This window comes from Aliidongia dinghuensis, assembly GCF_014643535.1.
GTDB classification, from domain to species: Bacteria; Pseudomonadota; Alphaproteobacteria; order ATCC43930; family CGMCC-115725; genus Aliidongia; species Aliidongia dinghuensis.
Genome location: NZ_BMJQ01000016.1, coordinates 101,344 through 113,464, shown reverse-complemented (window position 1 = coordinate 113,464; position 12,121 = coordinate 101,344). Strand labels below are relative to the sequence as shown.

Here is a 12,121-nt window from a genome sequence, read left to right as displayed (position 1 = left end):
GGTCCGTCAAGAACAACAAGCGACGAGGGGAGAAACATGGCGACCACGAACTATGCCGAGCTGGCCGGGACCGCGCCCAGCGAGGCGGACGAGAAGCGCGTCTTCGCCCGGGTCGCCTGGCGCATCCTGCCGCTGCTCACCATCGCCTACATCGTCAACTTCCTCGACCGGACCAACGTCGGCTTCGCGGCACTGACCATGAACAAGGACGTGGGCCTGAGCGCGTCAGAGTTCGGCTATGGCGCCGGCATCCTGTTCATCGGCTATTGCTTCTTCGAAGTGCCGAGCAACGTGGCGCTCTATCGCTTCGGTGCGCGGATCTGGCTCGCCCGCATCATGATCAGCTGGGGGCTGATCTCGATGGCGACCGTATTTACGAGCGGGCCCTCGAGCTTCTACGTGCTGCGCTTCCTCCTGGGCGCGGCGGAGGCGGGGTTCTTCCCGGGTGCGGCCTTCTATCTGACCCTCTGGTTCCCGAAGGAGTATCGGGCGCGCATCTATGCCTGGTTCCTGATTGCCATCCCGGCCTCTTCGGTCATCGGCGGGCCGCTGTCGGGCGCGCTGCTCCAGCTCAACGGCGCGCTCGGCCTCGCCGGCTGGAAATGGCTGTTCCTGGCCGAGGGCGTGCCGGCGGTCCTACTGGGCGTGTTGCTGCTGGCGCTGCTGGTCGACGGGCCGCAGAAGGCGAAGTTCCTGACGCCGGCCGAGCGGGACCTGATCCAGCGGCGGCTTGCGGCCGAACCCAAGGAGCGCGAGCGGAAGTTCCTGTGGGAGAGCCTCAAGGACGGCCGCGTGCTGACCCTGGCGCTCGTCCAGTTCACCTACACGGTCGGCGCCTATGGCGTCGCGATCTTCCTGCCGCTGATCCTGAAGGAGCAGCATTTTACCAACATGCTGATCGGCTGGCTGACGGCACTCGCCAATCTCGCGGCCTGCATCGTCATGGTCGTCTGGGCCGGTTTCATCGACCGCAGCGGCCGTGCGGTGTTCAGCCTGGCCATGACCTGCCTCGTCTCGGGCCTCGGCCTCGTCGTGGCGATCGCGGTGCATTCCTTCGTGCCGGCCTTCATCGGCCTCACGGTCGCCGTCGTCGGCACCAGCACGGCGCGGGCCGTGCTGTGGACGATCCCGACGCGGTTCCTGACCGGCCTCGCCGCGGCCGGCGGCCTCGCCTTCATCAATTCGGTGGGCGTGTTCGGCGGCTTCGTCGGCCCGTCGATCATGGGGCTGATGAAGGACCTGTCCGGCTCGTTCAACAGCGGGCTCGTCGCAATGACCGGGTTCCTGTTCGTGGCGACGGTGCTGGCGCTCTCGGCCCGGCGCTACATCGCGCGGGAATAGGCCCGCAGCATCTTGAGTGCTGCGGCGGCGGCACCGAAGCCGTTGTCGATATTGACCACGACCACGCCCGGCGCGCAGCTGGCGAGTGCAGCATGGAGTGCTGCGGTGCCGCCGGCCGCGACGCCATAGCCGACCGAGGTCGGCACGGCGATGACCGGCGCCTCGACCAGGCCGGCCAGCACGCTGAACAGCGCGCCCTCCATGCCGGCGACCGCGATCAGAACGCGGCAGCGCCTGAACTCGTCGAGCCGGGCCATGAGCCGCCACAGGCCGGCGACGCCGACATCGGCGAAGATCTCGGCGTCGTAGCCGGCGAAGGCGAGGGTGCGCGCCGCCTCGCGCGCAACCGCCAGGTCTGAGGTGCCGGCTGCGACGATGCCGATGCCGCTCGCGGCGAGCGGCACGCCGCCGCCCAATAAGGCTGTGGCCGACAGCGGATCATGGTCGAGGAGCGCGCGCGTCTCGGGCGCCAGTGCCGCGTGAAGGGTTGGGGAGAGACGCGTCAGCAGCAGGCGCCGGTCGCCGGCCGCGGCGGCGATCGCATCGATCTGTGCCGGCGTCTTGCCGTGGCAGAAGATCGCCTCGGGCACGCCGGTGCGGCGCTCACGCTCCCAGTCGATCTGGAACTCGGGAAATTCCATGGGATCAGCCGTGCACGAACATGGCGCCGCGCCGGTACGGCCGGACGCCGACGAGTTGCCGGCCGTGTTCGCGGCACAGCGTCTCTGCCAGATCGGCGAGCGCCTGGCGGTCCATCGCCGCGTCGCCGACCTCGATCACGATGCCGGCGCGGGTGATGCGGCAGCGCAGCGCCGAGCCGGCCGGGGCGAGTGTCGCGAGGCGGGTCTCGACCAGGTCGACGAAGGCGAGGTCGGCGGCGTCGATGGCGATGCCGGTCTCGACGCGGCTCGCGAGGCAGGGCTGGGCCGGCAGCTCGGCGACCTCGTCCAATCCGAGCTCGCGGGCGAGCGCGCGCACCGCGGCCTTGTCCATCCCGGCCTCGATATAGGGATGCACGACCTCGTGCTCGGCGGCGGCGAGCAGGCCCGGCCGATAGTCGCCGAGATCGCCCAGATTGGCACCCGAGGCGATGGTGGCAGACGTCAGTGACCGGATGCGGTCGTAGAGATTGGTCTTGCAGAAATAGCAGCGGTCGACCGGATTGTCCCGGTAGCGCGGGTCGTCGAACTCGCCGGCGCCGGTCACGGTCAGGCGCCAGCCCTCACGCGCGGCCCTGGCCCGCACGCGCTCCGTCGCGGCCGGTGGTACCGCCGGCGACACGGCATGGATCATCTCGACCGTGCCGCCGTCTTGCTGCAGCCGATGGGCGAAGGCGGCGAGCGTCATGCTGTCGACGCCGCCGCTGACCGCGATCGCGAGGTGCGGATGGCGGGCGAGGGCGGCGGCGAGATCGGCGCTCATCGCTCTCCACCCTCTTCCGCCCGGTGCTTGAGGCGCCGCCGTGCCTCCAGGCTATCGCCCGCGAGGTCGTCGCTTTCCGCCTTGGTGCTGGCACTACCACCGCGCTCGACCGTCTTGACGCCGATCGCGATGCCGTCGGCCTCGCGCGTCGCGAGCCTGCGCGGTAGCGTGATGCGCTGTTCCTCGGCGAGCCGGAGCCCGATGGTCGAGGTCTCGAGGAAGCAGCGCTCCGCGACCGCGTCGCCGCGATCCGGCTGGACGAGCAGCCGGAGCGACTGCATCAGCCGGCCTTTCTTGCCCTGGACAGGCGCGACGGTGAGATCGAGCACGCCCGGGACGGCGCGCAGCCGGTCGGCCGCGACCGCGATCTCCTCGCCGGTCATGTCGTCGATCTCGAAGCTGATGGTGGTGATCCGTTCGCGCGTTGCCGAAGCCGGCACCGCCTCGAACGCGAGCGCGCGCAGCACGTTCGGGATGCCGGGCAGCGTCCTGGTGCCAGTGCCGATGCCGGTCGCGACGAGCCGGCCCGAGAGCGCCGTGCCGCTGCCGTCGGGTCCGATGAGGTGCCGCAGGATCGCGGCTCCCGTCGGCGTCACCCGCTCGCCGCCGACGTGGTCGTCGCGCCAGGCGAAGCCGGTGAGCAAGGCCGCGGTCGCCGGCGCCGGCACGGGCAGCATCCCGTGCTGGGTCTTGACGAGCCCGCCGCCCCGCGGCAGGGGCGAGACGGTCCAGCGCGCGCCCGGCAACGCCGCCGCGATGCTGCCGGCCGCAACCACATCGAGCAACGAGTCCCAGTCGGCAATCTCGTGGAAATGCACGGTCTCGACCGGCACCTGATGGATCGCGGCCTCGACCTCGGCGATGAGCGTCAGGATGGCGACGGCTTGCTCGGCCGTGCCCTCCTGCAGATCGGCGGCGCGAATGCGCGCGACCATCTCGAGGAAACTGCCGGACCCATGGGCATGGTCGTGACCATGATGGTGGCCATGGTGATGGGCCTCGCCGGCGAGCCCGAAGCCACGGCCGCCGAGCGCGCCGTTCCGTGTCTCGGCGAGCCGGGCCTCGAGCCCGTGCGGCAGCACCGCTTGGGCATCCGCCAGCACACGCGGCTGCAAATCGGGCAGGGCGTCGAGCATTGCTGCCACGAACATGTCGCCGGCGATGCCGCCCACCGCATCAAGATGGATGTCCGGCATCGGGTCAGCCGACCTCGTGGACCGGCACGACGTAGGGACCTTCGGGGATGATCGCCACGGCCCCGTCGCCATGCCGGGTGACGCTGTCGGCGATCGCGGCATCGACCGAGCGGATGATCTCAACGCCGGTGATGCGCAGCTCCTCCTGGTCGAGCCCCTCGGTATAGAGTTGGATCCGGCCGACGCGCATGGGCTTCAGCTGCATCTCGGTCTGCCACTCGTCGATCTCGGCCAGCGACTTGGCGGTGAGCGTGGCCAGGAAGCGCTCGGGCCCGAGCTCGACCAGCCGCGCCTGGGCTTCGCGGAATTCCGGCGAGCCGAAACCCTCCGAACAGCGCGACGCGATGATGAGCGTGCCGCCTGGCTCCAGGATGTCGATCGGCGTCACCATGCCCTTGACCGTCTGGTAATAGGTCTTGTCGAGCGGATAGCCGGCCGAGGAGGTCACGACGGTCTTGAAGCGCCGGCCGACCTTGATGCGCGTCGCGTGCTCGATGAAGCCGACCGCGGCCAGGTGGCTTTGGATGATCTCGCCGAATGTCACGTGGACTAGGTCGCGATCCTCGTCGATCACGGTGTTGAGCGCGTAGAGCTCGCCCACCATGCGGACGATCTCGAGCTGCTCCTCATGCAGCGGATTGCCGACCAGGTTGCACTGGATGGCGAGCGGATCCTCCATGAAGCGCGCGGAATGGAAGGTGCGGATGGTCGCATGGCCGGCGACGCCCGGGGCCACGACCTTGCGCCCGCCCGACCAGCCGGCCATGAAATGCGGCTCGACCAGGCCGGTCGCGATGCGCAGGTCGGCCTCGACCAGGATGCGGTTGATGCTGACCGGCGTGCCGCGCGTCCTGGTCGGGCCTAGATCGACGTGGTCTTCCGTGTTGCGCGCGTAGTGATTCTCGACCCTGACGTTCGCCATGACCCAGGGATCGCCCACGACCTCGGCCAGCTCCTCGCCCAGATTCGGGCGATGCAGGCCGGTCGCGACCAGGATGGTGATCCGGTCGAGCGGGATGCCGCTCTCGACCATGGTCTCGACCATCGGGCGCAGGAACAGCCGGTTCGGCACCGGCCGCGTGATATCGCAGATCAGGATGCAGGCGCTCTTGCGTCCGCGCGCCAGCTCGCGGAGCGGCTTGGCGCCGATCGGCTGATCGAAGGCGTGGCGGACTGCGGCGGCATTGTCGGGCAGCTTCGGCAGCACGGCCTTGCGGATGACGGTCGGTTCCGCCTCGTCCGGCAGCGTCAGATGCAACGCGCCGCGGCCGTAAGCGAGTTCGATGCCGTTCCGTGCCATAGATCCCTCGATGCGTGCTGGAGCCGTGAAGTCCTGGACGCATTATTGGGCGCACGATTTCCGGTGACAAGCGCGCCACCGGTCGCGCTGATCCTCGTCAGGCGCGCCGATAGCGGGGTGCGTCCTCCATCGCCGGCTCCAGCCTGACGAAGCGGCCGCGGCAGAAGCCCAGCGGCTCGGTCGCGCGGGTGGCGTACGCCTCGACGCGGCCGATCAGGATCAGATGGTCGCCGGCGGCGACGCGCTGATGCAGCGTGCAATCGAACCAGCTGAGGCACGGGTCCAGCACCGGCGCGCCGGTCGCGGCCGGCCGATGGTCGACGGTCGCGAACCGGTCGATGCCGCGCGCGGCGAAGGTGCTCGCGACCTCGGCCTGGGCATGGTCCAGGATATTGACCGCGAAATGCTCCGCCGCTTCAAACGCGGCGATGTTGGACGAGCCGCGGCCGATGCAGACGAGCAGCAGCGGCGGATCGAGCGAGACGGAGGTGAAGGAGTTCGCCGTCATGCCGCGCGGCACGCCTGTGGCATCGCGCGTCGTGACGATGGTGACGCCGGTCAGGAAAGTACCAAAGGCACGCCTAAGGTCGGTGGCATCGAATGAAACCCGCTCCATGGCTCGACTGCTCCGCTGCCGATACTGGAGCCGACCTTGGCATGAATGCCGGGACGGCTCCTCCGTCCGACGCGAGGAGGCCGTGGCCGGGTCTCTACTCCGATTCCGAGGGGGCGGGCGGCTGCAGGACGCGCTGGAACTGCAGGGCCAACTGCAAGGCGAAACGCGCGTCCGGTGTCGCGAGCGACAGGCCGAACAGGTCGCCGAGCCGTTCCAAGCGATAGCGCAGCGTCGTCACGTGAATGCCGAGCGCGTCGGCCGAGGGCTGGCTGCGGCCGCCATGGTCGAGGAAGACCGCGAGGGTGTGGACATAGTCCGTGCCCTCGGCGGCATCGTGATCGACGACGGCGCCGATGAGGCGGGCGACGAACGCCCGCATTTCGTCGGCGTCGACCGCCGACATCAGCACGGGGAACGGGCCGAAGTCCGCGGCATCGACCAGGCCCGTGCGCCCGAACCGATGGGCCAGCGCCGTCAGTCGGCTGCCTTCGCGCCAGGCCGTCTGGTAGTCTTCAGGTATGCGGCAGATCCGGCCGATGACGGCCACCGGCTGCGTGCCGGTCGTCTTGCGCAGCTCTGCGATCAGCCGTTGCGTGAGGGGCGGGATGAGCGCATCCCGCCGCGCGTCGGCGGCGCAATGCACGACGATCGCGCCGGGCCGGATGGCGACCGTGGCGCGCGCATCGATCTGGCGGGTGAGGGGCGTCAGGGTGCGATGCAGCTCCAGCGCCTCCGCCTCCGATGCCCGCCAGGTCTCGCCGGGCGTGAGCACGACAAGACGCGCCGGCTTGGCGAGGTCGAGACCAAGCCGCTCGGCCCGCTCGACCACGGCCGGAAGCGGCCGCGTGCCATTGAGTAGGTCGGCGAACAGATCCTCCAGGTTCCGCGTCGCGGTCAGCATCGCCACATGAGAGCGCATCATCTGGACGCTCAAGCCGAAGCGCGCGCTGTCGAGCAGCAGATGATCGAGGTCGCCGGCATCCGGTGCCGGCGCGAAGACGATGAGGGCGCCGACCCGCGTGCGATCGATCGTAAGCGGGCAGAGGATCGCCGGCAGCCGCAGCGATCGGCCGTCGATCACGAGCGGCAGATCGCGCACCTCGTAGCGGTGGCCGGCGACAGCGCGTCCGGCGAGCTCCAGGAACTGCGGCCCGAGGTCTTCGGTGACGGCGGTGCGCCAGGCCGCATCGTCCAGGAGATCGGGCAGGGGCGAGCGCTCCGCCATGACGCGCCGGGTCGTGAGGTCGACGATGACCGGCGGGTGGGGCAACATGGCCTCGACCATCGCCGCCGCGGCACTCACCGATTCGTCGGCCAGCACCTGGTCGAGCAGCGCGCCGTGCGCCACGAGTGCGGCGCGCAGCCGCTCGCCGAATGCCTGTTCCTCGGCGAGCGAGCGCGCCTTGTCCATGGCGATCTGGCCCAGATGCACGACGAATTGCAGGAAGGCGAGCTCGTCGGGTGTGACTTCGACTGCCTGGCGGGAGCGCAGCGACAGCACGATGCGATGGCCCCGGGCGTTGCGGTACGCCATCGGCAGCACGACGACGGTGTGGTAGTCGTGCTCGATCGATTCGCGCCGATAGCCAGGAAACTGCTCCGACTGCTGCGCGTCATGGATGATGACCGGCTCGTTGAGCTCGAGCGCGATGCGGCTTGGGCTCTCGGCCAGCGGCCAGCGGCGGTCGACACGGGCGCCGAGCCCATGCGGATCGTAGCGCGCGACGGTCTCGGCCCAGCCGCCCTCCTGATCGATGCTCATGATGCCACCGGCCGACCAGGGCGAGCGGCGGCACACCGCCTCCAGCAAATGTTGCAGCGTCTGGTCGAGGTCGCTGCTGCGGTTGATCAGGCTGGCGACCGCACCCAGCGAGGTGAACAGCGAAGGCTCCAAGACCACTCTCCTACCGCATCGTTCCTCCCAGTAAACCTCGGAGATTTGATCCGAGTCTTCCTCTGAATCGGAGGATGTGGTGGCCGGATGTGCGCGAAATACTCGCTGATATCGCAGGGCGGGCCTTCGGAGGGCACATGGCACAAGGGCAAACGGCACAGCGGCAGATGCACCTGGTGGCCTATCTCAAGACGGGGCCGACGGCGCTGCATGTCGGCGGCTGGCGCCATCCGGAAGCGACGCTCGACGACATCCTGCAGCCGAGCCGGTACCAGCATATCGCCCGGGTGCTGGAAGAAGCCCGCTTCGACGGCTGCTTCTTCGCCGACCTGTTCGGGCTCTACGACATCCATGGCGGCAGTTACGACGCCTATGTCCGGCGCGGCGGGCAGATCAGCTTCCTTGATCCCACGGTCGTGCTGCCGGTCATGGCCGCGGCGACGACGCATCTGGGGTTGGGGGCCACGCTCTCGACCAGCTTCCACACGCCCTATCATCTCGCCCGCTGGCTGGGCTCGCTCGACGCCATGAGCGGCGGCCGTGTCGCCTGGAACGTGGTCACGTCCGCAACCGATCTCGAGGCGCAGAATGCCGGGATGGACGAGCTGCCGCCGCGCGAGCAGCGCTACGACCGGGCGGACGAAGTGCTCGAGGCCTGCATGGCACTCTGGAACAGCTGGGACGAGGACGCCTTCGTGCTCGACAAGGCGTCGGGCGTGCTGGCCGATCCCGCCAAGGTGCATTACGCGAACTATGCCGGCCGCTGGGTCAAGACGCGCGGGCCGCTCTCGATCCCGCGCAGCCCGCAGGGTCGTCCGGTCATCATGCAGGCCGGCGCCTCCGACCGGGGACGCGATTTCGCGGCGCGCTGGGCCGAGGTCATCTTCACCGTTCAGCGTGGCCGCGACGAGATGCGCGATTTCTACGAGGACGTGAAGGGGCGCATGGGCACGCTCGGGCGCGCGCCCACGGAATGCGCCATCCTGCCGGCCGTCTCGGTCGTGCTGGGCGAGACGGAATCAATTGCGCTCGAGCGCGCCGATTATCTCAATAGCCTGATCGATCCGGAGCTCAACGTCGCCGCCTCGTCGAGCGGCTTGGGCGCGGACCTGACCAAGCTCAAGTCGGGGGCCTCGCTCGCAGAGCTGCAGGGCAACCAGGGCATGAAGGGCACGGAGCAGGTGCTGCGCCAGACCATGAGCGCCGATGGGCTGACGCTCGTCCAGGCGGCGGAGAAGCGCAACCGCGGCCGCGAGCTCGTGGGCACGCCAGCGATGATCGCCGATCGGCTCGAGGACATGTTCGAGGCCGGCGTGTGCGACGGCTTCGTGCTGGCGCCGACCATGTTTCCCGGCATGTTCGAGCAGTTCTGCCGCGGCGTGGTGCCGGAGCTGCAGCGGCGCGGCCTGTTCCGCCGCGAATACGCCGGGGCCACGCTCCGCGAGAACCTGCGGAACTGACAGCCGGCGATCGGGACATCTTGGTGTTGCAACCTCTTGGGCGCAGTGAGGGTGACATGGTAGCGATTTCCACGGGGCGGCCGACCCGCCGCACGGTTCTCAAGGGTTCGCTCGGGCTTGCGGGCACGCTGATGCTGGCCGGTGGCCGGGCGTTTGCGGCCCCCGACCTCAAGGGCAAGACCGTCGTCTTCGCGAGCTGGGGTGGGGCCTATCAGGACGCCGAGAAGGCCAGCTACTGCGATCCGTTCGCCCAGGCGACTGGCGCGCGCGTCGTGCAGGACGGGCCGATGAACACGGCCAAGTTCCGCGCCATGATCGAGAGCGGCGCGCCCGACTGGGACGTGGCCGACATCACGATCGATTTCCTCTATTCCGGCATCGGCGACCAGCTGTTCGAGAAGATCGACAAGAGCCTCGTTGACACGAGCCGGCTCGACCCGCGCTTCGTCAACGACTACGGCATCGGCTGCATCGTCTGGTCCTACAATCTGGGATACAGCACCAAGGCGTTCACCGGCGCCAACGTGCCGCGCACCTGGGCCGATGTGTTCGACCTGAAGCGCTTTCCCGGCAAGCGCACGTTCGGCGACAATGTGGTGGCGACGCTCGAGGCCGCCCTCCTTGCCGACGGCGTGGCACCGGCCAACCTCTATCCGCTCGACGTCGAGCGCGCCTTGAAGAAGCTCGACACAATCAAGGCCGAGACGGTGTTCTGGAGCTCCGAGTCCCAGTCGCAACAGCTCTTCGTCGACGGCGAAGTGACGTTGGGCCTGATCCTGAACGGCCGGGCCTATGATGCGGCGAAGAAGGGGGCGCCCATCGCCGTATCGTGGGAGCAGAATATCCAGTCGATCGACTATCTGGTGGTCCCGCACGGCTCGAAGAACCGCGAGGCGGCGATGCGCCTCATCGACGGGATGACACAGCCGGAAAATCAGGCGAAGCTCGCGAACATGATCGCTTATGCCCCGACCAATCCGGCGGCCTTCGCCAAGATCGACCCGGCGATCGCGCCGTGGCTGCCGACCGCGCCGGACAACGTCAAGCGCGGCTTCCTCATCAATGCCGAATATTGGCGCGACAACCTGAAGAAGCTGCAGGAGCGGTGGACCGCCTGGAAGCTTGCCTGAGCCGGAGCGCCTGCCGGCCATGAGCAGCCCGGCCATGAGCAACGTCGACGCCGTGGAAGCGACGCGCGCGCCGGCCCGTCCGGACCGGCGGGTGGTCTCGTTGCGGCTCGCGCGCGGCTGGCTCGTGCTGCCGGCGCTGCTGCTCCTATTGCTTGCCTTCGTCGGGCCGGTCGGCTGGTTGCTCGCGCGCGCCTTCACCCAGCCGCAACCGGGCCTGCAGAATTTCGAGCTGCTGTGGCAGCGCCCGGGCTACCTGCAGGTGCTGTGGAATACCGTCGCGATCAGCGCGCTCGTGACGCCGGTCTGCCTCGTCCTGGGCTTTCCGATCGCCCATGCCATGGCGACGGGATCGGCGCGGCTCCGGCGCTGGCTCACCTTCATCGTGCTGCTGCCGTTCTGGACGAGCCTCTTGGTCCGCACCTTCGCGACCGTGATCCTCTTACAGCGGAACGGGCCGGTGAACGCGCTGCTCATGGGCTTGGGGCTTGCGAGCGCGCCGCTGCCGATGCTCTACAATCTGCCAGGCGTGCTGGCCGGCGCCATCCAGGTGCTGCTGCCGTTCGTGATCTTCCCGCTGCATGCCGCCATGGCGCGGATCGATCCCGCCTACATGCAGGCGGCCCTCACGCTCGGCGCCCGGCCCGCGCGCGCCTTCCTGCGGGTCTATCTGCCGCTGACGCTGCCGGGCCTGCTGACGGGCGCCACGCTCGTGTTCATCAGCACGCTCGGCTATTTCGTGACGCCCGCCATGCTGGGCGGGCCGCGCCAGACCATGGTCGCCCAGATGATCCAGGACCAGATCGCCCAGTTCGGCAATTGGGGCGTCGCAGGCGCGCTCTCGCTGCTGCTGCTGGCGATCTCGGGGATCCTGTTCCTGCTGTTGCATCTCGCGATCGGCCGCAAGGCGGCGTGGCGATGAGGGGCGTGGCGATGAGAGGCGACGGCATGGACCTCTGGCGTCGCCTACGCGCCGGCATCTGCGTCGTGGTGGCGCTCTATCTGATCGCGCCGCTTGCGATTGTCGTCATCATCTCGTTCAGCGCCGCCGCCTTCCTGCAGTTCCCGCCGCCGGGCCTGTCGCTGCGCTGGTACGGCAACCTGTTCAACGACCCGGCTTGGACGGACTCGCTGACCGTCAGTCTCGAGATCCTGGTGCCGTCGGCGACGCTCGCGACGCTCTTCGGCACCGCCGCGGCGCTGGCGCTCGTGCGCGGCCGCATTCCAGGCGCGTCCATCATCGGCGCGATGCTCATGCTGCCGATCATCGTGCCGGCGATCATCACGGCGGCGGCGCTGTTCGGCGTCTATCGCGGCCTCGGGCTCAACGGCACGCTGACCGGGCTCGTCATTGGCCATGTCGTCATCACCTTGCCCTATGTCGTGGCCACAGTGAGTTCGGGCTTGAAGACCATGGACCCGCGGCTCGAGGATGCGGCCTCGACCCTGGGCGCGCCGCCAGGGATCGCGTTCTGGCGCATCACGCTGCCGCTGCTGCTGCCGTCGATCCTCTCGGGCCTGCTGTTCGCCGCGGTCGCCTCGTTCGACGAGCTGATCGTCTCGCTGTTCGTCAGCACCGCGCGGATCCGGCCGGTCGCGGTGCAGATGTGGTCGAACGTGCGCGGCGACGTCGATCCCACGATCGCCGCCATCGCCTCGCTGTGCTTCGCCTTCGCGTTCCTGGCGCTCTTGGCGGAAGGGATGGTGCGCCGCCGGCTCGGCACGGAAGGCCCGCACCAAACGGAAGGCCAGCTCTAAACGGAAG

The 12,121-nt window shown here is 69.0% G+C and carries 11 protein-coding genes; 5 read left to right on the top strand and 6 right to left on the bottom strand.

Translation table 11 applies throughout. The annotated features are described in order from the left end of the window. Positions 1-36 precede the first annotated feature (36 nt). The gene (locus IEY58_RS26335; protein WP_189051144.1) at positions 37-1,341 is read left to right on the top strand and encodes an MFS transporter; all 1,305 of its coding nucleotides are present in this window, start codon (positions 37-39) and stop codon (positions 1,339-1,341) included. On the opposite strand, the gene larB is transcribed toward IEY58_RS26335, so the two are convergent. From larB to IEY58_RS26305, 6 genes are all read right to left on the bottom strand, one after another. Next, positions 1,323-1,982: a nickel pincer cofactor biosynthesis protein LarB gene (larB, locus tag IEY58_RS26330; protein ID WP_189051143.1), complete on the bottom strand. Its 660-nt coding sequence runs from the start codon at positions 1,980-1,982 to the stop codon at positions 1,323-1,325. The genes IEY58_RS26335 and larB overlap by 19 nt on opposite strands. A gap of 4 nt (positions 1,983-1,986) precedes the next feature. Continuing rightward, positions 1,987-2,763 carry an adenine nucleotide alpha-hydrolase family protein gene (locus IEY58_RS26325; protein WP_189051142.1) on the bottom strand — a complete coding sequence of 259 codons (777 nt, stop codon included), beginning with the start codon at positions 2,761-2,763 and terminating at the stop codon, positions 1,987-1,989. Beyond that, complete coding sequence (gene larC, locus IEY58_RS26320) at positions 2,760-3,959, bottom strand: nickel pincer cofactor biosynthesis protein LarC (RefSeq protein WP_189051141.1); 1,200 nt, start codon at positions 3,957-3,959, stop codon at positions 2,760-2,762. The genes IEY58_RS26325 and larC overlap by 4 nt, the downstream gene beginning before the upstream one ends. Positions 3,960-3,963: 4 nt before the next feature. Next, positions 3,964-5,259, bottom strand: coding sequence for a nickel-dependent lactate racemase family protein (locus IEY58_RS26315; RefSeq protein ID WP_189051140.1), 1,296 nt, complete (start codon positions 5,257-5,259; stop codon positions 3,964-3,966). Positions 5,260-5,356: 97 nt separating this feature from the next. After that, a complete protein-coding gene (locus IEY58_RS26310; protein WP_189051139.1) occupies positions 5,357-5,875 on the bottom strand; it encodes a flavin reductase family protein in 519 nt (172 codons plus the stop codon). Positions 5,876-5,969: 94 nt separating this feature from the next. After that, positions 5,970-7,769, bottom strand: a complete 1,800-nt coding sequence (locus IEY58_RS26305) for a helix-turn-helix domain-containing protein (protein ID WP_189051138.1) — start codon at positions 7,767-7,769, stop codon at positions 5,970-5,972. A gap of 137 nt (positions 7,770-7,906) precedes the next feature. On the opposite strand from IEY58_RS26305, the gene IEY58_RS26300 reads away from it, so the two are divergent. The 4 genes from IEY58_RS26300 to IEY58_RS26285 are packed head-to-tail and all read left to right on the top strand — an operon-like array spanning position 7,907 to position 12,114. Further along, a complete protein-coding gene (locus IEY58_RS26300) occupies positions 7,907-9,229 on the top strand; it encodes an LLM class flavin-dependent oxidoreductase (protein ID WP_189051137.1) in 1,323 nt (440 codons plus the stop codon). Positions 9,230-9,285: 56 nt separating this feature from the next. Then, the gene (locus IEY58_RS26295) at positions 9,286-10,359 is read left to right on the top strand and encodes an ABC transporter substrate-binding protein (RefSeq protein ID WP_189051136.1); all 1,074 of its coding nucleotides are present in this window, start codon (positions 9,286-9,288) and stop codon (positions 10,357-10,359) included. 34 nt (positions 10,360-10,393) lie between these two features. Beyond that, a complete protein-coding gene (locus tag IEY58_RS26290; protein WP_189051135.1) occupies positions 10,394-11,278 on the top strand; it encodes an ABC transporter permease in 885 nt (294 codons plus the stop codon). Between the two features lie 26 nt (positions 11,279-11,304). Further along, positions 11,305-12,114 (top strand): ABC transporter permease, encoded by an 810-nt coding sequence (locus IEY58_RS26285; protein ID WP_189051134.1) that lies wholly within the window; start codon positions 11,305-11,307, stop codon positions 12,112-12,114. Positions 12,115-12,121 lie beyond the last annotated feature (7 nt).

Coding starts and splice junctions, on each gene's coding strand:
- IEY58_RS26335 (WP_189051144.1), top strand. CDS start 37: ATGGCGACCACGAACTATGCCGAGCTGGCCGGGACCGCGCCCAGCGAG.
- larB (WP_189051143.1), bottom strand. CDS start 1,982: ATGGAATTTCCCGAGTTCCAGATCGACTGGGAGCGTGAGCGCCGCACC.
- IEY58_RS26325 (WP_189051142.1), bottom strand. CDS start 2,763: ATGAGCGCCGATCTCGCCGCCGCCCTCGCCCGCCATCCGCACCTCGCG.
- larC (WP_189051141.1), bottom strand. CDS start 3,959: ATGCCGGACATCCATCTTGATGCGGTGGGCGGCATCGCCGGCGACATG.
- IEY58_RS26315 (WP_189051140.1), bottom strand. CDS start 5,259: ATGGCACGGAACGGCATCGAACTCGCTTACGGCCGCGGCGCGTTGCAT.
- IEY58_RS26310 (WP_189051139.1), bottom strand. CDS start 5,875: ATGGAGCGGGTTTCATTCGATGCCACCGACCTTAGGCGTGCCTTTGGT.
- IEY58_RS26300 (WP_189051137.1), top strand. CDS start 7,907: ATGGCACAAGGGCAAACGGCACAGCGGCAGATGCACCTGGTGGCCTAT.
- IEY58_RS26295 (WP_189051136.1), top strand. CDS start 9,286: ATGGTAGCGATTTCCACGGGGCGGCCGACCCGCCGCACGGTTCTCAAG.
- IEY58_RS26290 (WP_189051135.1), top strand. CDS start 10,394: ATGAGCAACGTCGACGCCGTGGAAGCGACGCGCGCGCCGGCCCGTCCG.
- IEY58_RS26285 (WP_189051134.1), top strand. CDS start 11,305: ATGGACCTCTGGCGTCGCCTACGCGCCGGCATCTGCGTCGTGGTGGCG.